We start from the raw sequence: 24,972 nt of genomic DNA on the forward strand, positions 1-24,972 counted from the left end.
AGCGACGCAGCTTTTGGCTGCTGCGGGAGTGGCATTCTACTCAACCGCCTTCTCGAGTCAAGCCTTATTTTACGAGGCTTTTCGAGGCACCGACCGGCTTGTTTGCGTTGCCGCTTGCCCTGTCGATGGAGGCGCATTATAGGGAGCCAAAACTTTCTGGCAAGGGGATTATTGCAAAAAGATGACGTTGGCAATTTGTTTGCTCACAAAGCCACCAACCCGTCTACAAAACGTTCGAATTCAGCCTGCAACCGGTACTGCTATCGCAAAACCATGGAGATCATCATAAATACTATCGGCTAAAGCGATACCTGCATCGGTCACCGGCTTGCCGGTACGCACCAATACCTTGTTGCCCACCTGCGCATTGAGCGCAGCCTTCAGATCGGACAGCTTGTCGCCCACCATGTAGGAACGAGCCATGTCGATCCCCAGCTCCTGCTTGGCCAGCAGCAGCATTCCGGGCTCTGGCTTGCGGCAGTCGCAAGGTGCGCCATGATCCGGGTGATGGGGACAGAAGTAGATGCCGTCGAGATCCACATCCCGATCTGCCAGCGACCAGTCCATCCATTCAGTCAGGTTCATGAAGTCATCTTCACTGAAGTAGCCGCGCGCGATACCGGATTGGTTGGTCACCACGACCAGCAGATAACCCTTCTTCTTCAGCAGTTGCAGCGCCTCGATGACACCTGGCAGGAAATGAAAGTCGTCGACCTGGCTGACATAGCCGGTGTCTTCGTTGATGACACCGTCTCTGTCCAGAAAAATGGCGGGTTTACTCACGGGCACTACCTCTAATCGATAATTTCGCAAAGTATCTCACAGGGCAGATAAAGCCCCAAAAAGTAAAAGGGGTGGCCGAAGCCACCCCTTTCATGTGTATATAAAGTATCGATTAAGCGATAACTTTAGCTACAACACCAGCACCTACGGTACGGCCACCTTCACGGATAGCGAAACGCAGGCCGTCATCCATCGCGATCGGCGCAATCAGGGTAACAACCATTTTGATGTTGTCGCCCGGCATTACCATTTCCACGCCTTCCGGCAGTTCGATGGTACCGGTCACGTCGGTAGTACGGAAGTAGAACTGCGGACGGTAGCCCTTGAAGAACGGGGTATGACGACCACCTTCTTCTTTGGACAGTACGTACACTTCAGATTCAAACTTGGTGTGCGGCTTGATGGAGCCCGGCTTGGCCAGTACCTGACCACGCTCTACGTCTTCACGCTTCACGCCACGCAGCAGGGCGCCAACGTTCTCACCAGCACGGCCTTCGTCCAGCAGCTTGCGGAACATTTCAACACCGGTACAAGTGGTCTTGGTGGTATCTTTGATACCCACGATTTCCACTTCTTCACCAACCTTCACGATACCGCGCTCTACACGACCGGTTACTACGGTACCACGGCCAGCGATGGAGAAGACGTCTTCGATAGGCATCAGGAACGGCTGGTCAATCGCACGCTCCGGCTCCGGGATGTAGGTATCCAGGTGGTGAGCCAGCTCGATGATCTTCTCTTCCCACTGAGCTTCGCCTTCCAGCGCTTTCAGTGCGGAACCACGGACTACCGGCAGGTCATCACCCGGGAAGTCGTACTCGGTCAGCAGTTCACGGACTTCCATTTCGACCAGCTCGAGCAGCTCTTCGTCGTCAACCATGTCGCACTTGTTCATGAACACGATCATGTACGGGATACCAACCTGGCGACCCAGCAGGATGTGCTCACGAGTTTGCGGCATCGGGCCGTCAGTCGCAGCAACTACCAGGATTGCGCCGTCCATCTGGGCAGCACCGGTGATCATGTTCTTAACGTAGTCGGCGTGACCCGGGCAATCTACGTGAGCGTAGTGACGGGTAGCGGTGTCGTATTCTACATGGGAGGTGTTGATGGTGATACCACGCTCACGCTCTTCCGGTGCCTTGTCGATCTGGTCGAAGGCGAAAGCTTTACCACCGAAGTGCTTGGCCAGCACGTTGGTGATGGCGGCGGTCAGGGTGGTTTTACCGTGGTCAACGTGGCCGATGGTGCCGACGTTTACGTGCGGTTTATTACGCTCAAATTTTTCTTTAGACACGACGTAGTCCTTCTAGGTTAAACCCGCCTACCGTCGTAGGCGGGGAATCATAAATTACTTGGATTTGCGCTCTTCGATCACGGCCTGGGCGACGTTGGTCGGGGCATCGTGATACTTGGCGAATTCCATGGCGTAGGAAGCACGACCTTGGGTAGCGGAACGCAGGGCGGTCGCATAACCGAACATCTCGGCCAGCGGCACCAGGGCACGTACGATCTTGCCGGACGGGCCGTCTTCCATACCTTCGATCAGGCCACGACGACGGTTCAGGTCACCGATCACGTCGCCCATGTAGTCTTCCGGAGTCTCAACTTCTACTTTCATGATCGGTTCGAGCAGAACCGGGTTGGCCTTCATGAAGCCAGCCTTAAAGGCCATGGAAGCAGCGATTTTGAACGCCAGTTCGGAGGAGTCGACATCGTGGTAAGAACCGAAGTGCAGACGCACGCCCAGATCCATTACCGGATAACCAGCCAGCGGGCCAGATTTCAGCTGCTCGCGGATACCCTTATCAACGCCCGGGATGAATTCACCCGGAATGACGCCACCCTTGATGTCGTTGACGAACTCGTAGGCTTTGCCTTCTTCCAGCGGGTACATGTCGATCACAACGTGACCGTACTGACCACGACCACCAGACTGCTTGGCGTGCTTGCCTTCGATATCCTTGACGGTATCGCGGATGGTTTCGCGGTAGGCAACCTGCGGCTTACCTACGTTCGCTTCTACCTTGAACTCGCGACGCATACGGTCAACGATGATGTCCAGGTGCAGCTCGCCCATACCGGCGATGATGGTTTGGCCAGATTCTTCGTCGGTCCATACGCGGAAAGAGGGATCTTCCTGCGCCAGACGGCCGAGTGCCAGACCCATCTTCTCTTGGTCAGCCTTGGTTTTCGGCTCAACCGCGATGGAGATTACCGGCTCCGGGAACTCCATACGTTCCAGGATGATCGGGGCTTTTTCGTCACACAGGGTATCACCAGTGGTCACGTCTTTCAGACCGATGGCAGCAGCGATATCGCCTGCGCGAACTTCTTTGATCTCTTCACGCTTGTTGGCGTGCATCTGAACGATACGGCCAAAACGCTCGCGCTTCTCTTTGACAGAGTTCAGCACGGAGTCACCGGAGTTAACCACACCGGAGTAAACGCGGAAGAAGGTCAGGTTGCCTACGAACGGGTCGGTAGCAATCTTGAATGCCAGAGCTGCGAACGGCTCGTCATCGGAAGCGTGACGCTCGTCTTTGGTCTCGCCATCCAGCTTCAGACCGTCGATGGCTGCTACGTCGGTCGGGGCCGGCAGATAGTCAACCACGGCATCCAGCATGGCCTGTACGCCCTTGTTCTTGAACGCGGAGCCACAGGTAACCAGGATGATTTCGTTGTTCAGAACGCGCTGACGAAGAGCAATCTTGATCTCTTCCTCGGTCAGTTCTTCACCACCCAGGTATTTTTCCATCAGGTCTTCAGACGCCTCAGCAGCGGCTTCAACCAGGTTCATGCGCATTTCTTGCGCCTGTTCCAGCAACTCGGCCGGGACGTCTTCGTAATCGAAGGATACGCCCTGATCAGCTTCGCTCCAGTTGATGGCTTTCATCTTGACCAGGTCGATAACGCCCTTGAAGTTCTCTTCTGCACCGATGTTCAGTTGCAGGGGAACCGGCACGCCTTTCAGACGGGTCTTGATGTGCTCAACGCAGCGCAGATAGTTGGCGCCGGTACGGTCCATCTTGTTGACGAACGCGATACGGGGAACCTTGTACTTGTTAGCCTGACGCCATACGGTCTCAGACTGTGGCTGTACGCCACCTACGGCACAGTACACCATCACGGCACCGTCCAGAACACGCATTGAACGCTCTACTTCGATAGTAAAGTCAACGTGGCCCGGGGTATCGATGATGTTGATACGGTGCGGTTGGAACTGTTTGCCCATACCGGACCAGAAAGCGGTGGTCGCGGCGGAGGTGATGGTGATACCACGCTCTTGTTCCTGTTCCATCCAGTCCATGGTGGCAGCGCCATCGTGAACTTCACCGATCTTGTGACTTACACCGGTGTAAAACAGAACGCGCTCAGTAGTAGTAGTCTTACCGGCGTCGATGTGAGCGGAGATACCGATATTACGATAACGCTCAATGGGGGTTGTACGAGCCATTGTCATCCTCTTACTAGGAGCGTACCCCTAGATAACTGAAGGTGCGCAGAGCCACGAGGCCCTGCGCAGGCGGATTACCAGCGGAAGTGAGCGAAAGCCTTGTTCGCTTCAGCCATACGGTGAACGTCTTCACGTTTCTTGACAGACGAACCCTTATTGTCAGCGGCATCCAGCAGCTCGCCAGCCAAACGCTGAGCCATTGATTTTTCACCACGTTTACGAGCGGCATCAACCAACCAGCGCATTGCCAGAGCATTGCGACGTACCGGGCGAACTTCTACCGGCACCTGATAGGTTGCACCACCGACACGACGAGATTTAACCTCGACGGACGGACGAATGTTGTCCAGAGCGACTTCGAACAGGGCCAGGTGCTCTTTGCCAGATTTGGTGGCAATGATGTCCAGGGCACCGTATACGATGGCTTCTGCAACAGATTTCTTACCGTCAACCATTACTACGTTGACGAATTTGGCCAGCAGCTCAGATCCGAACTTGGGATCCGGCAGGATTTTACGCTGACCAACAACACGACGTCTTGGCATTTCAAATTCTCCGTGAACTTCAGGGGTTACCCAAAACTAGAAAGTTATCTAACTAGAAACGAATTAACGTTTGGCCTTACTTAACGGAGAACCATTAAGCTTTCGGACGCTTCACGCCATACTTGGAGCGAGCCTGCTTACGGTCTTTAACACCGGCACAGTCCAACGCACCACGAACGGTGTGATAACGAACACCTGGCAAATCCTTGACACGACCGCCACGGATCAGAACAACGGAGTGTTCCTGCAGGTTGTGACCTTCACCACCGATGTAGGAGGTGACTTCGAAGCCGTTGGTCAGACGTACACGGCAGACTTTACGCAGTGCAGAGTTAGGCTTCTTCGGGGTGGTGGTGTATACACGGGTGCATACGCCACGCTTCTGAGGGCACGCTTCCAGCGCCGGCACGTTGCTTTTTACAACGAGCTTGATGCGTGGCTTGCGAACCAACTGGTTAATAGTTGCCATCAAAAGGCTCCTGATAATGACTTCATAAACGTGTGAAAAATCCTCCCCGCAGATACGGGGACGCGAAATTTTATGCCCTGTTGTCGGGGGAGTCAAGATTTATACAATTCGTGCGCCCAAGCAACAAACTCACACCGAACGGAAATTGCTTAACCATCTGAGTTATCAGATAAAAACCCGAACTAATCCGCCCAGGTCAGCGGCGATCCCTGCTCGGCGATCAGGTTGATCAGGCCGGTCATGTCGAGTTCCATCCCGATCCGCCCCTGCATTCCCCGCGCTAGCAGGTCTTCCTGCATCACATAGAGCGGGACCCCGGCCAGCCGTTCGCACCACACGGGAGCCATCGCCGCAACGACCGCATCCTGCATCAGCACCACAGGATCCGACACATCGCGATAACGCAGTGCCTGCTCCAGTGCCTGACCAAGGAAGGGGGAACTCAATACCAGCTGTATCATGGGCACCTCAAAAACTGATATGGGTGCTGCAACGCCCCCATTCACGGCGGATCTCATCGGGGGACAAGGGCGTTGCGGGGATCAGCAGATCGGCGGCTTCCAGACCCCGCTCCGCGAGCGAAGCCGTACAGACATAGACCTCCTCGATGTCATACAGTTCCAACATCTTGAAGGTCGGCGCATAGTGGCGCTGCAATATGGCCTGCGGCTGCTGCTCTTTGAGCAGTTGCAGCACCCCGTCACCGATGAGAAACAGGGCCAGCGATTCGGTCAATGCCGAGGTCGCCAGCAGGGCGTCGAGCCCCTCCCGACCATTCGATGTGCCGTGGGGACCACGGCGGCAGATAAAGGCAATCTTGCTCATCTCTCCCCCCCTAAAACTGCACGAAGCGATCGGCGGTCAGGCTGGCTTGTGCCAACTGCCCCAGACCGCTCAGGCGAAATGGAGCCTGCAGATTGAACTGCCCCTTGCCAATCCCCCTGGCTTCGGTTTCATCGAGCACCCCGCGCCGCATGGCGGCGGCAACACAGACATCGATGGCGATGCCCTGCGCCAAGGCCAGCTCGCGCCATAGCGCTACCAGATCGGTCTCGTCAGAGGCAGGGGCATGCAAGTTACTGCCGTTATGCACACCGTCCTGATAGAAGAACAGGTGGGACAGGCGATGACCCTGCTCGATGAGACCCAGGGCGAAACGATAGGCGGTACTGGCCGTCTGGGTGCCGTAGGCGGGCCCGGTGACCAGCAGGGCAAAACTCAGACTCATGTCCGGACTCCTGCAAAGGTATGCAACCATTCTACCTCAAAGACGAAAAAGCCCCTCCTGAGAGGGGCTCTTGTCAAGCGCTTGGCTTAGACGTGAGCGATAGCCTCGACCTCGACCAGCACATCCTTGGGCAGACGGGCCACTTCCACGCAGGAGCGGGCCGGCGCTGCTTCGCCGAAGTAGCGGGCATAGACTTGATTGAAAGCCACGAAGTTGTTCATGTCGCTCAGGAAGCAGGTGGTCTTCAACACCTTGCCGGTATCCGAGCCGGCCGCCTTCAATACTGCAACCAGATTCTTCATCACCTGCTCGGCCTGGGCTTCGATACCACCGGCGACGATGTCCATGGTGGTGGGATCGAGCGGGATCTGCCCGGAGGTGAAGATCAGTTCTCCCAGCTTGGTGCCTTGTACATAAGGTCCAATTGCGGCAGGTGCCTTGTCGGTTGCAATCACTTCTTTAGCCATTCTTGTCTGTCCCCTTCTATGGCACTTACTCGCTCTCTTCTTCGCCCTGCTTGCGCTGTCGGATGTAGAGATACACGGTATGTTTGGAAATATTCAGCTTGTCCGCGACCAGGTTGATCGAGTCCTTGATATCAAATATGCCCTTCTCGAACAGCTGGGTCACGATAAAACGATTCTTGGCATTGTTCGCCACGGTGGGATCGCGGTTGATCTCGTCGATGGTGTTGTCCACCGTCTGGGCAACCAGCTCTTCCACACTGTTGGCGAAGGTCTCCGGCGATTGACGCTCCACCTGTTGCGGGGTCGGGAAGAACTCGGCCACGAATTCGTGGAAAGGTGCATTGATATGCAGGTTAATGCAGATGAGGCCGACGACCTGCTTGTCACCGTTGCGAATGGCAATGGTGCTCGACTTCATCAGCGCGCCGGTGCGACTGCGCGCAAAATAGCTCTGGGTGTGATCCTGGCCGGTACGCTCGATATCCTTGAGCATCCGCAGGGCGAGATCCGTGATGGGCGCCCCCAGGGTTCTCCCGGTGTTAAATCCATTTGCAATCTTGATCACTGACTCATGCAGATTTTCCAGGGAATGAAGCACTACCTCGCAGTGCTTGCCGAACAGATCGGCCAGGCCCTCGATGAGACCTTCATATGAACGCAACAACTCCCTGTCTTCGTCTGTAAAAGCGCGACCGCTCAGTTGATCTTCGGGAAGCAGTACTTCCTCGATACCGACAGCCATGTTCTACCCCTGTAATAACCATTCAACTTTCTCGAGTTTTCAATTGCGGGGGGGCAATGTCAACTTTTTTTGATTTTTTGCTCTATAACCTTGCACTGGATCATCCCCTGCCCCGCTCCGACACGCGCCAGGTGCCGGATGAGAAATAAAAAAAGGACCCCTGGAAGGGGCCCTTTCTCATCACTGCAGCGGAAGATTACTCTTCGTCAAAGCTGCCGGCTGCGTTGAGCAGATCCGCCAGATTTTGCTGAGCTTCATCGGCAGTCACCTGCGGCACACCAACAGCACGGGCTGCGGCGGCACGCTGGTTGATCCGGCTGTGGTGGTAGGCAAAGCCAGTACCCGCCGGGATCAGACGACCTACGATCACGTTCTCTTTCAGGCCACGCAGTTCATCACGCTTGCCGCCAACGGCCGCTTCGGTCAGAACCCGGGTGGTTTCCTGGAAGGAAGCCGCGGAGATGAAGGACTCGGTGCTCAGAGATGCCTTGGTAATACCCATCAGGATATGACGGTAGGTCGCCGGGGCCTTGCCCTCTGCAACCAGCTTACGGTTGGCAATCTTCACACGAGCTACTTCAACCTGCTCGCCTTCGATGAGATCGGTGTCGCCAGCGCTCAGGATCTCGCACTTGCGCAGCATCTGACGAACGATGACTTCGATGTGCTTGTCGTTGATCTTAACGCCCTGCAGACGGTAAACGTCCTGCACTTCGTTGGCGATGTAGTTGGCGACCGGGCTGATACCGCGCAGACGCAGGATGTCGTGAGCAGACTCAGGACCGTCCGCCAGGACTTCACCCTTCTCAACTTTTTCACCTTCGAACACGTTGAGGTGACGCCACTTCGGAATCATCTCTTCGTAGATCTCGCCACCGTCGGTCGGGGTGATGACCAGACGGCGCTTGCCCTTGGTCTCTTTCCCGAAGGAGATGGTACCGGAGATCTCGGCCAGGATAGCCGGTTCCTTCGGTTGACGCGCTTCGAACAGATCCGCAACGCGCGGCAGACCACCGGTGATGTCCTTGGTACCGCTGGACTCTTGCGGGATACGCGCAACCGCGTCACCCACGCCCACGTTGGCACCATCTTCCAGGTTCACGATGGCCTTGCCCGGCAGGAAGTACTGGGCGGGAACATCGGTACCCGGGATCATGACATCCTTGCCGTTCAGGTCGACCAGTTTCACGGTCGGACGCATCTCTTTACCGGCACTCGGACGCTCGTTGACATCCAGCACGACGATGGAAGAGAGACCGGTCAGCTCGTCGGTCTGACGAGTGATGGTCACGCCGTCGATCATGTGTTCGAAGTGCAGACGACCTGCCACTTCGGTGATGATCGGGTGAGTGTGCGGATCCCAGTTCGCGACGGTGTCACCGGCGTTCACGGCTTCGCCATCCTTCACTTCCAGGACGGAACCGTAAGGCAGCTTGTGGCTTTCCTTGGTACGGCCCATCTCGTCCATGATGGTCAGCTCGGTGGAACGAGAGGTGATGACCAGCTTGTCGGAGTTGTTGGTAACGAACTTGGCGTTTTGCAGCTTGATGCTACCGGTGTTCTTGACCTGGATGCTGCTCTCGGCAGCAGCTCGGGATGCGGCACCACCGATGTGGAAGGTACGCATCGTCAGCTGGGTACCCGGCTCACCGATGGACTGGGCGGCGATAACACCGACAGCCTCACCCTTGTTCACCAGATGACCACGGGCCAGATCACGGCCGTAGCAGTGGGCACAGTTACCGAAGTCGGTCTCACAGGTGATGGCAGAACGTACCTTCACGCGGTCGACGGAGTTGCGCTCGAGCTGATCACACAGTTGCTCGTCGAGCAGGGTGTTACGTGCTACCAGCACTTCATCTTCGGTACCCGGCTTGATCACGTCTTCGGCAACCACACGGCCCAGCACGCGCTCACGCAGCGGCTCGACCACGTCACCACCCTCGATCAGCGGAGTCATCCACAGACCTTCGGTTGTGCCGCAATCGTCCTCTGTGATCACCATGTCCTGTGCCACGTCAACCAGACGACGAGTCAGGTAACCGGAGTTCGCAGTCTTCAGTGCGGTATCCGCCAGACCCTTACGAGCACCGTGAGTGGAGATGAAGTACTGCAGTACGTTCAGACCTTCACGGAAGTTCGCCACGATCGGCGTTTCGATGATGGAGCCATCCGGTTTCGCCATCAGGCCACGCATACCGGCCAGCTGACGGATCTGGGCGGCGGAACCCCGCGCACCGGAGTCGGCCATCATGAAGATGCTGTTGAAGGAAGCTTGTTCTTCCTCTTCGCCCAGGGAGTTGACGTTACGCTCCTTGGACAGGTTATCCATCATGGCCTTGGAGACGCGATCGTTCGCGCTGGCCCAGATATCGATAACCTTGTTGTAGCGTTCGCCCGCGGTCACCAGACCGGACAGGAACTGGTCCTGGATCTCGGCGACTTCGGCTTCGGCTGCCGCAATGATGTCTTTCTTGGCATCCGGGATGACCATGTCATCGATACCAACGGAAGCACCGGACAGGGCCGCGTAGTGGAAACCGGTGTACATCAGCTGGTCAGCGAAGATGACGGTGTCCTTCAGGCCCTGCTTGCGATAGCAGGTGTTCAGCAGACGAGAGATGAGCTTCTTGCCCAGCGCCTTGTTGGAGACGTACTTGATCCAGTTCTGCGGATTGGCAGCCAGATCGGCCTCTTCGGCGGCGGTCAGTACCTTCGGCTCGTCGATCAGGGCGTATTCCATGCCTTTTGGCAGGATCAGGCTCAGGATCGCACGACCCACGGTAGTGCTCTTCATCTCGGTGTGCGGCAGCAGGGAACCGTCTTCCTGACGCAGGTATTCGGTGATACGCACCTTCACACGAGCGTGCAGATCGGCCAGACCGGCGCGATAGACTTTCTCTGCTTCTTTCGGACCGGCCAGCACCATACCTTCGCCCTTGGCGTTGATACGGGCACGGGTCATGTAGTACAGACCCAAGACCACGTCCTGGGACGGAACGATGATCGGCTCACCGGAGGCAGGCGACAGGATGTTGTTGGTGGACATCATCAAGGCGCGCGCTTCGAGCTGGGCTTCCAGGGTCAGCGGTACGTGAACCGCCATCTGGTCACCATCGAAGTCCGCGTTATAGGCGGCACAGACCAGCGGGTGCAGCTGGATGGCTTTCCCTTCGATCAGGGTCGGTTCAAACGCCTGGATACCCAGACGGTGCAGGGTCGGTGCACGGTTCAGCAGGACCGGGTGTTCGCGGATCACTTCGTCCAGGATGTCCCAAACGACAGCTTCTTCGCGCTCCACCATCTTCTTGGCGGCCTTGATCGTGGTCGCCAGACCGCGAGTTTCCAGCTTGCCATAGATGAACGGCTTGAACAGTTCCAGCGCCATCTTCTTCGGCAGACCGCACTGATGCAGACGCAGAGTCGGACCTACGGTGATAACGGAACGACCGGAGTAGTCGACCCGCTTACCCAGCAGGTTCTGACGGAAACGACCTTGCTTACCCTTGATCATGTCGGCCAAGGATTTCAGCGGACGCTTGTTGGAGCCGGTGATGGCACGACCACGACGGCCGTTGTCCAGCAGGGCATCCACGGACTCTTGCAGCATGCGCTTTTCGTTGCGCACGATGATGTCCGGGGCGGCCAGGTCCAGCAGGCGCTTCAAACGGTTGTTACGGTTGATCACGCGACGGTACAGATCGTTCAGATCGGAGGTCGCGAAACGGCCGCCGTCCAGCGGTACCAGCGGACGCAGGTCCGGCGGCAGCACGGGCAGCACTGTCATGATCATCCACTCCGGCTTGTTGCCGGACTGCAGGAAGGCTTCCATCAGCTTCAGACGCTTGGTGGTCTTCTTGCGCTTGGTCTCGGAGTTGGTCTGTTCCAGCTCCTCGCGCATGGTCTTGACTTCACCTTCCAGATCGATGGCGCGCAGCAATGCCAAGATTGCTTCGGCACCCATCTTGGCGTCGAATTCGTCGCCCCACTCTTCCAGTGCGTCCAGATAGTTCTCTTCGGACAGCATCTGGCTGCGCTCGAGGTTGGTCATGCCGGGTTCGATAACCACATAGGATTCGAAATACAGCACGCGCTCGATGTCACGCAGGGTCATGTCCAGCAGCAGACCGATACGGGACGGCAGGGACTTCAGGAACCAGATGTGGGCAGTCGGGCTGGCCAGCTCTATGTGGCCCATACGCTCACGACGGACCTTGGTCTGGGTCACTTCTACGCCACACTTCTCGCAGATCACACCACGGTGTTTCAGGCGCTTGTACTTGCCGCACAGACACTCGTAGTCCTTCACCGGTCCGAAGATACGGGCGCAGAACAGACCATCACGTTCCGGCTTGAAAGTCCGGTAGTTGATGGTCTCAGGCTTTTTGACCTCACCGAATGACCAGGAGCGGATCATGTCAGGAGAGGCCAGACCGATCTTGATACTGTCAAACTCTTCGGTCTTGGTCTGAGCCTTCAAAAACTTGAGTAAGTCTTTCACGTGTTTCCCCTGTCAGGAGTCTAACCTCGGCGCCCCTCTCGGGGCGCCCACGTCAATTCTCGAACAATAAGAGCGAGCTCTTACTCTTCGTCCAGCTCGATGTTGATACCCAGAGAGCGGATTTCCTTCAGCAATACGTTGAAGGATTCGGGCATGCCCGGCTCCATACGGTGGTCGCCATCCACGATGTTCTTGTACATCTTGGTACGGCCGTTCACATCGTCAGACTTGACGGTCAGCATTTCCTGCAGGGTATATGCCGCACCGTAAGCCTCCAGGGCCCACACTTCCATCTCACCGAACCGCTGACCACCGAACTGTGCCTTACCACCCAGCGGCTGCTGGGTAACCAGGCTGTATGAACCGGTAGAACGTGCATGCATCTTGTCGTCTACCAGGTGGTTCAGCTTGAGCATGTACATGTAACCCACGGTGACCTTACGCTCGAAGGCGTTACCGGTACGACCGTCGAACAGGGAGATCTGACCGGATTCCGGCAGATCGGCCAGCTTCAGCAAGGCCTTGATTTCGCGCTCTTTGGCACCATCAAAGACAGGTGTAGCGACCGGCAGACCCTTGCGCAGGTTACCCACCAGGGTACGTACGTCGTCGTCAGACAGCTCGGCGATGTTCACTTGCTGGGAGTCCTTCTCGCCCAGGTCATAGACCTGTTGCAGGAACTCGCGCATCTCGTGCAGCTCACGCTGCTCTTTGATCATGCGGTCGATCTTCTCGCCGATGCCCTTGGCCGCGAGGCCCAGATGCACTTCGAGGATCTGACCGATGTTCATACGGGATGGTACGCCCAGCGGGTTCAGTACGATGTCGACCGGACGGCCGAACTCGTCATGGGGCATATCCTCGACCGGACAGATCTTGGAGATAACACCCTTGTTACCGTGACGGCCCGCCATCTTGTCACCCGGTTGGATGCGACGCTTCACTGCCAGGTAAACCTTGACGATTTTCAGTACGCCCGGCGCCAGATCATCACCCTGGATAATCTTGCGACGCTTGTTCTCGAACTTCTTGTCGAACTCGGCTTTGAGCTCAACGTGCTGTTCGGCGATCTGTTCCAGTTCGATCTGCTTGGCTTCATCTTCGATGGCCAGTTCAAACCACTTGGAACGATCCAGCTTGTTCAGACGATCTTCGCTGTAACCGGCGGCCAGCAGCAGGTTGCGGGAGCGGCCAAAGATGCCGTCTTCCAGGATCTTGAACTCTTCGGTCAAGTCCTTCTTCGCTTCCTTCAGCTGCATCTCTTCGATTTCTTTGGCGCGCTTGTCTTTTTCCACGCCATCGCGGGTAAAGACTTGCACGTCAACCACGGTACCGTACACACCGTTCGGCACACGCAGGGAGGAGTCCTTCACATCGGAAGCTTTCTCACCGAAGATGGCGCGCAGCAGCTTCTCTTCCGGAGTTAGCTGGGTTTCACCCTTGGGTGTTACCTTGCCGACCAGGATGTCGCCGCCCTTCACTTCCGCACCCACGTAGACGATACCGGACTCGTCCAGCTTGGACAGAGCGGCTTCACCCACGTTCGGGATGTCGGCGGTGATCTCTTCCGGACCCAGCTTGGTGTCACGGGAGATACAGGCCAGTTCCTGGATGTGGATGGTGGTCAGGCGATCTTCCTGAACCACGCGCTCGTTCACCAGGATCGAGTCTTCGAAGTTGTAACCGTTCCACGGCATGAACGCGACGCGCAGGTTTTGGCCCAGCGCCAGTTCGCCCAGGTCGGTGGACGGGCCGTCAGCCAGCACGTCGCCCGCCATCACCGGCTCACCCAACATCACGCAAGGACGCTGGTTGATACAGGTGTTCTGGTTGGAACGGGTGTATTTGGTCAGGCTGTAGATGTCGATGCCGGCTTCGCCTGGCAACAGCTCATCTTCATTGACCTTGATAACGATACGGGAGGCGTCGACATAGTCGATCATGCCGCCACGCTTGGCCACCACGGTTACCCCGGAGTCAACTGCCACGGCGCGTTCCATACCGGTACCTACCAGCGGCTTGTCAGCGCGCAGAGTCGGTACGGCCTGACGTTGCATGTTCGAACCCATCAGGGCTCGGTTAGCATCATCGTGCTCCAGGAACGGGATCAGAGCAGCAGCGACAGAGACGATCTGTTGCGGGCTCACGTCCATGTACTGGATCTGGTCGGCGTTCATGAAGGTGGATTCACCCTTATGACGGCACGGGATCAGCTCATCTTTCAGACGGCCATCTTCGGAGGTCGCGGCGTTAGCCTGCGCGATCACGTACTTACCTTCTTCAATCGCGGACAGGTAATCCACTTCGTCGGTGATCACACCGTCGATGACCTTGCGGTACGGGGTCTCGAGGAAACCGTACTCGTTGGTGCGGGAATACACGGACAGCGAGTTGATCAGACCGATGTTCGGACCTTCAGGGGTTTCGATGGGGCACAGACGACCGTAGTGGGTCGGGTGTACGTCTCGAACCTCAAAGCCGGCACGCTCACGGGTCAGACCGCCCGGGCCCAGCGCAGAGATACGACGCTTGTGGGTCACTTCGGACAGCGGGTTGTTCTGGTCCATGAACTGGGACAGCTGGCTGGAACCGAAGAACTCTTTGACCGCGGCGGAGATCGGCTTGGCGTTGATCAGATCCTGCGGCATCAGGGTATCGAGGTCGCCCAGGGAGAGGCGCTCCTTGACCGCACGCTCGACACGGACCAGACCGACACGGAACTGGTTCTCGGCCATTTCACCGACAGAACGGATACGACGGTTGCCCAGGTGGTCGATATCGTCCACCTCGTCATTGCCGTTACGGATGTCGATCAGGCGCTTCATGACTTCGACGATGTCGTCTTTGGTCAGCACGCCAACGCCGGTCTCGTCTTCACGACCCAGACGGCGGTTGAACTTCATCCGACCCACGGTAGACAGGTCGTAACGCTCGGAGGAGAAGAACAGGTTCTCGAACAGCTGCTCTGCCGCTTCGCGGGTGGGCGGCTCGCCCGGACGCATCATGCGGTAGATCTCGACCAGGGCTTCCAAACGGCTGGAGCTGGAGTCGATGCGCAGGGTCTCGGACATGTAGGCACCGTGATCCAGTTCGTTGGTGAACAGAACCTCGAAGTGCTTGAAGCCGGCTTGGGACAGGTTGGCTACCGCTTCCAGGCTCAAAGCCTGGTTGGCAGTCACGACCATTTCGCCAGTTTGCGGGTGCGCGTAGTTCTTGGCAGCAACTTTGCCAACAACATATTCGACCGGCACCTCAATCTGGGTGATGGCGTCTTTTTCCAACTGACGGATATGACGAGCAGTGACACGACGACCGGTTTCAACCACCACGGCGCCATTGGCGATGATGTCGAAGGTCGCAGTTTCACCACGCAGGCGCTCAGGCACCAGATCCATCATCAACTTGCCATCTTTGACCTCGAAACCGATGGTCTCGAAGAAGGTGGCCAGGATTTCTTCGGAACTGAAGTCCAGGGCGCGCAGAATAATGGAGGCCGGCAGTTTACGACGACGGTCGATACGGACAAACAGGTTGTCTTTCGCATCGAACTCGAAGTCCAGCCAGGAGCCACGGTAGGGAATAACGCGGGCGTTATACAGTACCTTACCGGATGAATGTGTTTTGCCTTTATCGTGGTCGAAGAAGACACCCGGGCTGCGGTGCAGCTGGGAGACGATGACCCGCTCGGTACCATTGATGACAAAGGTGCCGTTTTCGGTCATGAGCGGAATTTCGCCCATGTAAACTTCTTGTTCCTTGATATCTTTGACGGTGCCGGCAGCTGCTTCACGGTCGTACAGAACCATACGAAGCTTGACACGCAGCGGCGCGGAGTAGGTCACTCCACGGATCTGGCATTCTTTTACGTCAAATACCGGCTCACCCAGGCGATAGCTGACATACTGAAGCTCAGCACTACCGGAGTAACTGGTGATCGGGAAAACGCTACGGAAGGCGGCTTCTAAGCCGTACTCACCTTCCGGGTCAGCCTCGATGAACTGCTTGAAGGAGTCCAGCTGAATGGACAACAGATAAGGCGTGTCCAGTACCTGGTCTCGCTTACCGAAGTCCTTACGTATGCGTTTTTTTTCGGTATAAGAGTAAACCATAGGGTTCCTCAGCTCGCTGATAAGTGACCCACTCTGTCCCCACGGGACAGCTCTGTCTCAACACCGTTTGTGTTGGCCCGGACGATGAGGCGGTCCGGATTGCTGGTGCACCGAGAGTCGTGAACGGTGTGAAATACTCTCAGTCTACAGCGCAAAAAGGCTGGTGAATAAAGATTCACCAGCCTTAGCCTGTTTTATCAGGCTAATCTACATAAATGCAGATTATTTGATCTCAACAGAAGCACCAGCAGCTTCCAGCTCTTTCTTCAGAGCTTCGGCTTCGTCTTTGGAGACGGCTTCTTTCAGATTGGTCGGAGCAGCTTCTACCAGGTCCTTGGCTTCTTTCAGGCCCAGACCGGTGGCGCCGCGTACGGCCTTGATGACGGCAACTTTGTTGGCGCCAGCAGCAGTCAGAACTACGTCGAACTCGGTCTTCTCTTCTACTGCTTCAGCGGCCGGACCGGCAGCAACAGCAACAGCGGCAGAAACACCGAACTTCTCTTCCATAGCTTCGATCAGCTCAACAACTTCCATTACGGACATGGAAGCAACGGCTTCGATGATTTGGTCTTTAGTGATAGACATGACAAAAATTCCTGATGTTGAATAAACTCAAACAGCCTAAATAGGCGAGAATCAAGCAGCAGCTTGCTTCTGATCACGCACAGCAGCGATGGTACGAACCAGCTTGCCAGCAGAGGCTTCCTTCATGGTAGCCATCAACTTCGCAATTGCTTCGTCGTAGGTCGGCAGCGTGGCCAGACGATCAATTTGTGCTGCGGCGATGAATTCACCGTTAAAAGCGCCAGCCTTGATTTCGAACTTTTGGTTCGCTTTGGCAAACTCTTTGAACAGACGAGCGGCAGCGCCCGGGTGTTCGTTAGAGAAAGCAATCAAGGTAGGACCAGACAATACGTCGTTCAGGCAACCGAATTCGGTACCTTCAACTGCGCGACGCAGCAGGGTGTTACGCACAACGCGCATGTACACACCGGCTTCGCGAGCAGATTTACGCAGGCTGGTCATCTTCTCTACAGTCACACCGCGAGAATCGGCTACAACTGCAGAAAGAGCGCCTTTGGCAGCTTCGTTGACTTCAGCAACAATTGCCTTTTTGTCTTCGAGTCCCAATGCCATTGGCTTAACTCCTGGATTGAATCCGGGTCTAGTTGACCCAGTACTGACACATCCCCCCTACCTTTACAACAGAGGGGAACGATGCGGTAGCAGGATTCCAGAAGAGAAAGAAATCTTTCTCGCTGGGTTTCCGGCACCGTCTACGCAGGAAGGATTAAGGCGATTAGGCCACCTGCGGTCTTGGACGGAGGTCGAAACCCCCAACCAATCAAGGCGCAAAATTATAGATTAAATTTTGCGCCTTGTAAAACGCATCAATTAGGCCTGAGCTTCCAGAGAAGCTTGGTCTACGGCAACACCGGCACCCATGGTGGTGGAGATGCTGACTTTCTTGATGAAGACGCCTTTGGCGGAGGAAGGCTTGGCCTTTTTCAAGGCAACCAGCAGCGCTTCCAAGTTTTCTTTCAGCTGAACTTCGTTGAAAGAAACCTTACCCAGAGTGGTATGGATGATACCATTCTTGTCATTGCGGTAACGAACCTGACCGGCTTTGGCGTTCTTGACGGCTTCAGCAACGTTCGGGGTTACGGTACCCACTTTCGGGTTAGGCATCAGGCCGCGCGGGCCCAGGATCTGCCCCAGTTGACCAACAACACGCATGGCATCCGGGGATGCGATCACGACGTCGAAGTTCATCTCGCCTTTTTTGACTTGCTCAGCCAGGTCGTCCATACCAACCAGTTCAGCACCGGCAGCCTTGGCGGCTTCGGCGTTGGCACCCTGGGTGAACACGGCGACACGGATGTCACGACCGGTACCGTGCGGCAGTACAGTAGCACCACGTACGTTCTGGTCAGATTTACGAGCATCGATACCCAGGTTAACGGCGACGTCAACGCTTTCAACGAACTTGGCGGTAGCCAGTTCTTTCAGCAGGGCAATGGCTTCGTTGATGGAGTACTCTTTGGTACCGTCAACTTTTTCGCGAATAACGCGCATACGCTTGGAAAGTTTTGCCATTGTCTTAGTCCTCCACCACCAGGCCCATGGAACGAGCGGAACCGGCGATGCAACGTACTTTTGCATCCAGATCGGCACCAGTCATATCCGGCTCTTTGGTCTTGGCGATTTCTTGCAGCTGGGCAACGGTCACCTTACCAACCTTGTCTTTGTTCGGCTTGGCAGAACCAGACTGGATGCCGGCGGCTTTCTTCAGCAGGAAGGAAGCGGGCGGAGTCTTGGTTTCGAAGGTGAAGGAACGGTCGCTGTAAACGGTGATCACGACCGGAGTCGGTGAACCTTTTTCCAGCTTCTCTGTACGAGCGTTGAACGCCTTACAGAATTCCATGATGTTAACACCGTGCTGACCCAGAGCAGGACCAACGGGAGGGCTGGGGTTAGCACTGCCAGCCTTAACTTGCAGCTTGATATAAGCTGTGACTTTCTTAGCCATTACAAAAATACCTCAAAAATGGGTTCTAACGCCTCGGAGACATGCTCCTGCAAACGGCTCCCCAACAAATAAAGGGGCAGCGAATTATAGAGATAATCGCTGCCCCTGACAACCGTTAACGAACAGAGTTTAATCAGCCTTTCTCGACTTGACCAAAATCCAGTTCGACCGGTGTTGAGCGACCGAAGATCAGAACGGAGACCTTCACGCGGCTCTTCTCGTAGTCCACCTCTTCAACGGTACCGTTGAAGTCGGCAAACGGACCATCGGCAACCCGCACCATTTCACCCGGTTCAAACAGGGTTTTCGGACGCGGCTTGTCATGGGCATCTTGCAGACGGTTGAGGATGGCATCCGCTTCTTTATCAGAGATAGGAGCAGGACGATCGGAGGTGCCACCGATAAAGCCCATCACACGTGGTACGTTGCGTACCAGGTGCCATGTGGTTTCATCCATCACCATCTGGACCAGGACATAGCCCGGGAAAAATTTGCGCTCACTCTTGCGCTTCTGGCCAGCACGCATCTCGACCACTTCTTCGGTCGGGACCAGCACTTCGCCAAACAGCTCTTCCATGCCATGCATCTTGATATGTTCACGCAGGGACTTGGCAACCCGGCCTTCGTAGCCGGAAAATGCCTGCACGACATACCATCTCATACGCTGTTCACGTTGTTCAGTCATGGCTTATCCTTACACACCGGTAATCAGGTTGACCAACCAGACCAAGGCACCGTCCAGAACGAACAGCAAGAGCCCCATCACGGCGGTCACCGCCAGCACAATCAGGGTTGTCTGAATGGCTTCCTGGCGGGTCGGCCATACGACCTTGCGGACTTCCAGGCGAGACTCACGAGCAAAAGCCAGTGTTGCCTTACCTTTGGTGGTTTGCAGGGCTACTGCACCTGCAGCAGCGATGACAACGACCACACCCAGGGCGCGGACGGCGGCGACAACGTCGGTCAGCAGGTAATTACCTACTACTGCGGCCGCCAGAATGATGAAAACCAGGCCCCAAAGCAGGGTATCCTTGCTTCCGCCCTGACCCTCAGAACTAACACTCATACAACCCACCTGTATCTGACGTAACCAAAGACACAAAAGCCCCGTACGAGACGAGGTATATGGCAGGGGCGGCAGGACTCGAACCCGCAACCATCGGTTTTGGAGACCGCTGTTCTACCAATTCGAACTACGCCCCTACATAAGAAAGCCCCTATTATAGGGGCTTTGCTTTATTTATGTAAGCCAAGATTACGCGATAACTTTGGCTACAACACCAGCACCTACGGTACGGCCACCTTCACGGATGGCGAAACGCAGGCCGTCGTCCATCGCGATCGGCGCAATCAGGGTAACAACCATTTTGATGTTGTCGCCCGGCATTACCATTTCTACGCCTTCCGGCAGTTCGATGGTACCGGTCACGTCGGTTGTACGGAAGTAGAACTGCGGACGGTAGCCCTTGAAGAACGGGGTATGACGACCACCTTCTTCTTTGGACAGCACGTACACTTCAGATTCAAACTTGGTGTGCGGCTTGATGGAGCCCGGCTTGGCCAGTACCTGACCACGCTCTACGTCTTCACGCTTCACGCCACGCAGCAGGGCGCCAACGTTCTCACCAGCACGGCCTTCGTCCAGCAGTTTGCGGAACATTTCAACACCGGTACAAGTGGTCTTGGTGGTATCTTTGATACCCACGATTTCCACTTCTTCACCAACCTTCACGATACCGCGCTCTACACGACCGGTTACTACGGTACCACGGCCAGCGATGGAGAAGACGTCTTCGATAGGCATCAGGAACGGCTGATCAATCGCGCGCTCCGGCTCCGGGATGTAGGTATCCAGGTGGTGAGCCAGTTCGATGATCTTCTCTTCCCACTGAGCTTCGCCTTCCAGCGCTTTCAGTGCGGAACCACGGACTACCGGCAGGTCATCACCCGGGAAGTCGTACTCGGTCAGCAGTTCACGGACTTCCATTTCGACCAGCTCGAGCAGCTCTTCGTCGTCAACCATGTCGCACTTGTTCATGAACACGATCATGTACGGGATACCAACCTGGCGACCCAGCAGGATGTGCTCACGAGTTTGCGGCATCGGGCCGTCAGTCGCAGCGACTACCAGGATTGCGCCGTCCATCTGAGCAGCACCGGTGATCATGTTCTTAACGTAGTCGGCGTGACCCGGGCAATCTACGTGAGCGTAGTGACGGGTAGCGGTGTCGTATTCTACGTGGGAGGTGTTGATGGTGATACCACGCTCACGCTCTTCCGGTGCCTTGTCGATCTGGTCGAAGGCGAAAGCTTTACCACCGAAGTGCTTGGCCAGCACGTTGGTGATGGCGGCGGTCAGGGTGGTTTTACCGTGGTCAACGTGGCCGATGGTACCCACGTTAACGTGCGGTTTATTACGCTCAAATTTTTCTTTAGACATGATCGTCCCTCTAAACTAACGCTGAGTACGCGGTGGCAAGCTAACCACAGAACAGTTTATATGATGGATTTGAATCTGGGGGAGTAGAGAGGCTGGTGCTGACAGGCTGGTTCGATTGCCGAACTCACCCTAGGGTGTGGCTATCAGAGTTACCTGAGCCATATCAGCATCTTGGAGCGGGCAGCGGGAATCGAACCCGCATCATCAGCTTGGAAGGCTGAGGTAATAGCCATTATACGATGCCCGCATTTCTCTAACCCAAAGAACTCAAACCGCAGAGAAATATGGTGGAGGGAGAAGGATTCGAACCTTCGAAGGCAGAGCCGTCAGATTTACAGTCTGATCCCTTTGGCCGCTCGGGAACCCCTCCGTCACGTCGACGTCACAACGGTAATTCTGCTTGCACCCGTTGTTTTTATCGCATTTGCCGAGCAAATAGACGACAGACATCTAAGCGTCGCGCATTTTATGGTAAGGATTTTGGGGATGCAACCATTGCGCCTTGCAAAATGTGCATTATTGCTGGGAAGAGTACAAAAAACCGTACCCTCTGTGCTCGAACCCGCCACATCCCTTGTCGCTCCCGATCCCTTGGTGTATGGTCGCCCTGCCCAAGAAACAGTGATGACACCATGACCACAGAGCATAACCCCTATTTGCAATTCACCCGCGAACAATGGGCGTTATTGCGTGATGCAGTCCCCCTCACCCTGACGGAGACGGATCTGCACACCCTGCGCGGGATCAACGAGAAGGTGTCATTGCGGGAGGTGGAAGAGATCTACCTGCCCCTCTCCCGTCTGCTCAATCTCTACGTCAAGGCCAAGCAGCGCCGCAGCCGGGTGCTGGAGCAGTTCCTCGGCCAGTCTCGCGGCAAGGGCACCTATATCATCAGCATCGCCGGCAGCGTGGCGGGGGGCAAGAGCACCACGGCCCGCATCATGCAGGCGTTGCTGGAGCGGTGGCCGGAACACCCGCGGGTGGAGCTGGTGACTACCGATGGCTTCCTCTACCCCAACAAGGAGCTGGAAGCCCGCGGCCTGATGCGCCGCAAGGGATTCCCGGAATCCTACGACATCCGCCATCTGGTGGAGTTCGTCGCCAATATCCGGGCCGGTCATGAGCGGGTCGAGGCCCCCGTCTACTCCCACCTCATCTATGACATCCTGCCCGATGAGAAGAAGGTGGTGGAACAGCCGGACATCCTGATCCTGGAGGGGCTCAATGTGCTGCAGAGCGGCATGGATTACCCGCAGGAGCCCCATCGCGTCTTCGTGTCAGATTTTGTCGACTTCTCCATCTATGTGGATGCGGACACAGAACTGCTGCGAACCTGGTATGTGGAGCGTTTTCTCAAGTTCCGCAGCGGCGCTTTCTCGGATCCCGACTCCTACTTCCACCACTACGCCAAGCTGGCGGAGAGCGAGGCCACCGAGATCGCCAACAACATCTGGCAGGATATCAACTATCTGAATCTGCAAGAGAATATCCTGCCGACCCGGGAGCGGGCCAATCTGATCCTGACCAAGGGTAACGAGCACGCCATCGAGCAGATCAAGCTGCGCAAATGATGGTGCTGGCGAAGACAAAAGCAACAAAGGGGGCCGATGGCCCCCTTTGTGATGGTGTCAGTCGACCTCAGTCGCCTCGACGCAGGGAGATCTCCCCCCCCAGGTAGAATTTGATTCCCTCCTCCGTCTCCAGCCGCAGGGCACCGCGATCGTCGATACCGCGGGCGATGCCACGGATCACCTGCTCCCCCATCAGCAGCTTCACCGGCTGGCCGGCGAAGTAGTCGAGCCGATTCCAGTTATCCACGAAACTTGCCAGACCGCTCTGCTCGAAGGTCACCATGGCCTGCTGCAGATGCTGGATCACGCAGGCGGCCAGCTCATTGCGATCCACCAGTTCGGGCTTGACGTGGCGCAGCTCGGACCAGGCCTGATCGATCTTCTCCCCCTGGCGCTCCGGCATCGCGAGATTGAGGCCGATCCCGATCACCAGATGACAGCTGGCCCCGGCACTGCCACTCATCTCCACCAGGATGCCGGCGAGCTTGCGCCCCTGATAATAGAGATCATTGGGCCACTTCAGCTCCACTCCGGGATAACCGAGGGACTCCAACGCCTGGACCACGGCCACGCCCACCGCCAGGCTCAGCCCCATGGCGGCCGCCATGCCCTGCTCGAGGCGCCAGTACATGCTCAGGATCAACTGGCAACCGAAGGGGGTGATCCAGGGCTTGCCACGGCGCCCACGCCCCGCGGTCTGGCACTCCGCCAGACAGCTCTCGCCGGATTGCAGCCCGTTCACCCGCTCCAGCAGATGCTGGTTGGTGGAGCCAATCACCGAGAAGCAGTGCACCGGTGCCATGGGGACCTGGGCCCGCAACTTGGCCTCGTCATAGAGTGCCATGGGCACCGCCAACCGGTAGCCCTTGCCGGTCAGACTGAACAGATCCAGCCCCAGCTCCTTGAGGGCCGCCATGTGCTTGCTGACGGCCGCCCGGCTGATGCCAAGCTGTTCGCCAAGCTGCTCACCGGAGTGGAACTGGCCATCGCTCAGCAGGGTGATCAGGGTCTGTCTGATGGGGGTCAGGGTCATGCCAGCACCTCGTCAAGCCAGGTCTCGCCGGTCAATCCCATGAAACGCACCTCGTGCTCCAGCACGACCCCGAATTGCTGTTCCACGCTGTCTCGCACATGGGCGGCCAGGGCGATGAGTTCCATGGCACTGGCCCCTCCCAGATTCACCAGCACCAACGCCTGCTCCTGGTGGACGGCGGCGCGGCCGATGGCAAACCCCTTGAGGCCGCACTGATCGATGAGCCAGCCCGCAGCCAGCTTGGCCTGCCCCTCCCCTGCCGGATAGAGCGGCATCTGCGGGTAGCGTGACTTCAACCCTTCTGCCAGTGCTTGCGGCACCACGGGGTTCTTGAAGAAGCTGCCGGCATTGCCGAGCCGGGCAGGATCCGGCAGCTTGGCCATGCGGGTGGCGCAGACGGTGTCGAAGATGGCCTGAGGGCTCGGTTGCTCGCCGAGGGCCGCCAGCGGGCCATAGCCCTGTACCGGCTGCCAGGCCTTGGGCAGGCTCAGGCCGACGGCGGTAATGAAATGCGTATCCTGGCAGGCGTGCTTGAAGATGCTGTCGCGATAGCCGAACTGACAGTCGGCGGCCGGGATGCGCTCCAGCTCGCCGCTCTGCCAGTTGAAGGCTTCCACATAGGTGCAGAATCGGGCCAGCTCGACCCCGTAGGCACCGATGTTTTGCACCGGGGCCGCCCCCACCGTACCGGGGATCAGCGCCAGGTTCTCCAGCCCGTGCCAACCCTGCTGCAGGGCATGGCACACCAGCTCATGCCAGCTCTCGCCAGCGGCGACGTGCAGCAGCCAGTGATCCCCCTCATCCTGCATCTCGATCCCCAGCAGACGGTTGTGCACCACCAGGCCTGCGAAATCGTTGCAGAACAGGATGTTGCTGCCGCCACCCAGCACCAGGCGCGGCAGAGCCGCCAGCTCAGCGTTGTCCCGCAGTTGCCGGAGATCGTCCAGCTCGGCCACATCGGCCAGCCAGAGGCAGTGGGCCTCGAGGCCCAGGGTATTGAGGGTCAACAAGGGGGCGTGGGGGGTGAGTTTCATCTGCGTGTCCCGACAAGAGCGAGGGGGCAGTTTACCCCAGAACCCCCGGGACGAAAAACCCGG

22 protein-coding genes and 3 tRNA genes are annotated in these 24,972 nt (G+C 56.9%); 1 reads left to right on the plus strand and 24 read right to left on the minus strand.

The annotated features are described in order from the left end of the window. Positions 1 to 240: 240 nt before the first annotated feature. From gmhB to ABNP46_RS19825, 22 genes are all read right to left on the minus strand, one after another. Positions 241 to 783, minus strand: a complete 543-nt coding sequence (gene gmhB, locus ABNP46_RS19720; protein WP_349920080.1) for a D-glycero-beta-D-manno-heptose 1,7-bisphosphate 7-phosphatase — start codon at positions 781 to 783, stop codon at positions 241 to 243. A gap of 112 nt (positions 784 to 895) precedes the next feature. Next, on the minus strand, positions 896 to 2,080 hold the full coding sequence (gene tuf, locus ABNP46_RS19725; protein WP_349920081.1) for an elongation factor Tu: 1,185 nt from the start codon (positions 2,078 to 2,080) through the stop codon (positions 896 to 898). 54 nt (positions 2,081 to 2,134) lie between these two features. Then, a complete protein-coding gene (gene fusA / locus ABNP46_RS19730; protein ID WP_349920083.1) occupies positions 2,135 to 4,240 on the minus strand; it encodes an elongation factor G in 2,106 nt (701 codons plus the stop codon). Positions 4,241 to 4,314: 74 nt separating this feature from the next. Then, positions 4,315 to 4,785, minus strand: a complete 471-nt coding sequence (gene rpsG, locus ABNP46_RS19735) for a 30S ribosomal protein S7 (RefSeq protein ID WP_033129801.1) — start codon at positions 4,783 to 4,785, stop codon at positions 4,315 to 4,317. A gap of 94 nt (positions 4,786 to 4,879) precedes the next feature. Continuing rightward, on the minus strand, positions 4,880 to 5,254 hold the full coding sequence (gene rpsL / locus ABNP46_RS19740) for a 30S ribosomal protein S12 (protein WP_005306278.1): 375 nt from the start codon (positions 5,252 to 5,254) through the stop codon (positions 4,880 to 4,882). 182 nt (positions 5,255 to 5,436) lie between these two features. Further along, a complete protein-coding gene (gene tusB / locus ABNP46_RS19745; protein ID WP_349920086.1) occupies positions 5,437 to 5,715 on the minus strand; it encodes a sulfurtransferase complex subunit TusB in 279 nt (92 codons plus the stop codon). A gap of 7 nt (positions 5,716 to 5,722) precedes the next feature. Further along, on the minus strand, positions 5,723 to 6,079 hold the full coding sequence (tusC, locus tag ABNP46_RS19750) for a sulfurtransferase complex subunit TusC (RefSeq protein ID WP_349920088.1): 357 nt from the start codon (positions 6,077 to 6,079) through the stop codon (positions 5,723 to 5,725). Between the two features lie 10 nt (positions 6,080 to 6,089). Continuing rightward, positions 6,090 to 6,482 carry a sulfurtransferase complex subunit TusD gene (gene tusD / locus ABNP46_RS19755; protein WP_349920090.1) on the minus strand — a complete coding sequence of 131 codons (393 nt, stop codon included), beginning with the start codon at positions 6,480 to 6,482 and terminating at the stop codon, positions 6,090 to 6,092. 86 nt (positions 6,483 to 6,568) lie between these two features. Beyond that, the gene (locus ABNP46_RS19760; RefSeq protein WP_349920092.1) at positions 6,569 to 6,949 is read right to left on the minus strand and encodes a RidA family protein; all 381 of its coding nucleotides are present in this window, start codon (positions 6,947 to 6,949) and stop codon (positions 6,569 to 6,571) included. A 25-nt stretch (positions 6,950 to 6,974) separates the two neighbouring features. Further along, positions 6,975 to 7,691: a helix-turn-helix transcriptional regulator gene (locus ABNP46_RS19765; RefSeq protein ID WP_349920094.1), complete on the minus strand. Its 717-nt coding sequence runs from the start codon at positions 7,689 to 7,691 to the stop codon at positions 6,975 to 6,977. A 196-nt stretch (positions 7,692 to 7,887) separates the two neighbouring features. Then, positions 7,888 to 12,192, minus strand: a complete 4,305-nt coding sequence (gene rpoC / locus ABNP46_RS19770; protein ID WP_349920096.1) for a DNA-directed RNA polymerase subunit beta' — start codon at positions 12,190 to 12,192, stop codon at positions 7,888 to 7,890. A gap of 80 nt (positions 12,193 to 12,272) precedes the next feature. After that, the gene (rpoB, locus tag ABNP46_RS19775; protein WP_349920097.1) at positions 12,273 to 16,301 is read right to left on the minus strand and encodes a DNA-directed RNA polymerase subunit beta; all 4,029 of its coding nucleotides are present in this window, start codon (positions 16,299 to 16,301) and stop codon (positions 12,273 to 12,275) included. Between the two features lie 222 nt (positions 16,302 to 16,523). Beyond that, entirely contained in the window at positions 16,524 to 16,886 is a 363-nt protein-coding gene (gene rplL / locus ABNP46_RS19780; protein WP_349920098.1) for a 50S ribosomal protein L7/L12, read from the minus strand. A 51-nt stretch (positions 16,887 to 16,937) separates the two neighbouring features. Then, complete coding sequence (gene rplJ, locus ABNP46_RS19785; RefSeq protein ID WP_016352265.1) at positions 16,938 to 17,438, minus strand: 50S ribosomal protein L10; 501 nt, start codon at positions 17,436 to 17,438, stop codon at positions 16,938 to 16,940. Positions 17,439 to 17,696: 258 nt separating this feature from the next. Next, positions 17,697 to 18,398 (minus strand): 50S ribosomal protein L1, encoded by a 702-nt coding sequence (gene rplA / locus ABNP46_RS19790; protein WP_349920100.1) that lies wholly within the window; start codon positions 18,396 to 18,398, stop codon positions 17,697 to 17,699. A 4-nt stretch (positions 18,399 to 18,402) separates the two neighbouring features. Then, a complete protein-coding gene (gene rplK, locus ABNP46_RS19795; RefSeq protein WP_016352267.1) occupies positions 18,403 to 18,831 on the minus strand; it encodes a 50S ribosomal protein L11 in 429 nt (142 codons plus the stop codon). Positions 18,832 to 18,964: 133 nt separating this feature from the next. Next, positions 18,965 to 19,516: a transcription termination/antitermination protein NusG gene (nusG, locus tag ABNP46_RS19800; RefSeq protein WP_010675959.1), complete on the minus strand. Its 552-nt coding sequence runs from the start codon at positions 19,514 to 19,516 to the stop codon at positions 18,965 to 18,967. 9 nt (positions 19,517 to 19,525) lie between these two features. Continuing rightward, complete coding sequence (gene secE / locus ABNP46_RS19805; RefSeq protein ID WP_025328619.1) at positions 19,526 to 19,897, minus strand: preprotein translocase subunit SecE; 372 nt, start codon at positions 19,895 to 19,897, stop codon at positions 19,526 to 19,528. A gap of 60 nt (positions 19,898 to 19,957) precedes the next feature. After that, a tRNA-Trp gene (locus ABNP46_RS19810) sits at positions 19,958 to 20,034 on the minus strand. 52 nt (positions 20,035 to 20,086) lie between these two features. Continuing rightward, positions 20,087 to 21,271 carry an elongation factor Tu gene (gene tuf, locus ABNP46_RS19815; RefSeq protein WP_349920081.1) on the minus strand — a complete coding sequence of 395 codons (1,185 nt, stop codon included), beginning with the start codon at positions 21,269 to 21,271 and terminating at the stop codon, positions 20,087 to 20,089. A gap of 172 nt (positions 21,272 to 21,443) precedes the next feature. Then, positions 21,444 to 21,518: transfer RNA gene (locus tag ABNP46_RS19820), tRNA-Gly, on the minus strand. Positions 21,519 to 21,556: 38 nt separating this feature from the next. After that, positions 21,557 to 21,641: transfer RNA gene (locus ABNP46_RS19825), tRNA-Tyr, on the minus strand. Between the two features lie 262 nt (positions 21,642 to 21,903). On the opposite strand from ABNP46_RS19825, the gene coaA reads away from it, so the two are divergent. Then, a complete protein-coding gene (gene coaA / locus ABNP46_RS19830) occupies positions 21,904 to 22,842 on the plus strand; it encodes a type I pantothenate kinase (RefSeq protein WP_349920103.1) in 939 nt (312 codons plus the stop codon). Between the two features lie 67 nt (positions 22,843 to 22,909). Here coaA and birA read toward each other — a convergent pair whose 3' ends face one another. Both birA and murB read right to left on the minus strand, forming a co-directional pair. Next, entirely contained in the window at positions 22,910 to 23,875 is a 966-nt protein-coding gene (birA, locus tag ABNP46_RS19835) for a bifunctional biotin--[acetyl-CoA-carboxylase] ligase/biotin operon repressor BirA (RefSeq protein WP_349920105.1), read from the minus strand. After that, on the minus strand, positions 23,872 to 24,909 hold the full coding sequence (gene murB / locus ABNP46_RS19840) for a UDP-N-acetylmuramate dehydrogenase (protein ID WP_349920107.1): 1,038 nt from the start codon (positions 24,907 to 24,909) through the stop codon (positions 23,872 to 23,874). Before murB ends, birA begins: the two co-directional genes overlap by 4 nt. Positions 24,910 to 24,972: the final 63 nt, after the last annotated feature.

Origin of the sequence: Aeromonas veronii (assembly GCF_040215105.1) — a bacterium.
GTDB classification, from domain to species: Bacteria; Pseudomonadota; Gammaproteobacteria; order Enterobacterales; family Aeromonadaceae; genus Aeromonas; species Aeromonas veronii_G.

Bases quoted from the DNA above. Each gene is read 5' to 3' on its own strand.
- rplA (WP_349920100.1), bottom strand. From the start codon at position 18,398: ATGGCAAAACTTTCCAAGCGTATGCGCGTTATTCGCGAAAAAGTTGAC.
- rplJ (WP_016352265.1), bottom strand. From the start codon at position 17,438: ATGGCATTGGGACTCGAAGACAAAAAGGCAATTGTTGCTGAAGTCAAC.
- fusA (WP_349920083.1), bottom strand. From the start codon at position 4,240: ATGGCTCGTACAACCCCCATTGAGCGTTATCGTAATATCGGTATCTCC.
- rplL (WP_349920098.1), bottom strand. From the start codon at position 16,886: ATGTCTATCACTAAAGACCAAATCATCGAAGCCGTTGCTTCCATGTCC.
- nusG (WP_010675959.1), bottom strand. From the start codon at position 19,516: ATGACTGAACAACGTGAACAGCGTATGAGATGGTATGTCGTGCAGGCA.
- tusB (WP_349920086.1), bottom strand. From the start codon at position 5,715: ATGATACAGCTGGTATTGAGTTCCCCCTTCCTTGGTCAGGCACTGGAG.
- tusD (WP_349920090.1), bottom strand. From the start codon at position 6,482: ATGAGTCTGAGTTTTGCCCTGCTGGTCACCGGGCCCGCCTACGGCACC.
- birA (WP_349920105.1), bottom strand. From the start codon at position 23,875: ATGACCCTGACCCCCATCAGACAGACCCTGATCACCCTGCTGAGCGAT.
- ABNP46_RS19760 (WP_349920092.1), bottom strand. From the start codon at position 6,949: ATGGCTAAAGAAGTGATTGCAACCGACAAGGCACCTGCCGCAATTGGA.
- secE (WP_025328619.1), bottom strand. From the start codon at position 19,897: ATGAGTGTTAGTTCTGAGGGTCAGGGCGGAAGCAAGGATACCCTGCTT.
- rpsG (WP_033129801.1), bottom strand. From the start codon at position 4,785: ATGCCAAGACGTCGTGTTGTTGGTCAGCGTAAAATCCTGCCGGATCCC.
- tusC (WP_349920088.1), bottom strand. From the start codon at position 6,079: ATGAGCAAGATTGCCTTTATCTGCCGCCGTGGTCCCCACGGCACATCG.
- coaA (WP_349920103.1), top strand. From the start codon at position 21,904: ATGACCACAGAGCATAACCCCTATTTGCAATTCACCCGCGAACAATGG.
- tuf (WP_349920081.1), bottom strand. From the start codon at position 21,271: ATGTCTAAAGAAAAATTTGAGCGTAATAAACCGCACGTTAACGTGGGT.
- rpsL (WP_005306278.1), bottom strand. From the start codon at position 5,254: ATGGCAACTATTAACCAGTTGGTTCGCAAGCCACGCATCAAGCTCGTT.
- rplK (WP_016352267.1), bottom strand. From the start codon at position 18,831: ATGGCTAAGAAAGTCACAGCTTATATCAAGCTGCAAGTTAAGGCTGGC.
- rpoB (WP_349920097.1), bottom strand. From the start codon at position 16,301: ATGGTTTACTCTTATACCGAAAAAAAACGCATACGTAAGGACTTCGGT.
- ABNP46_RS19765 (WP_349920094.1), bottom strand. From the start codon at position 7,691: ATGGCTGTCGGTATCGAGGAAGTACTGCTTCCCGAAGATCAACTGAGC.
- murB (WP_349920107.1), bottom strand. From the start codon at position 24,909: ATGAAACTCACCCCCCACGCCCCCTTGTTGACCCTCAATACCCTGGGC.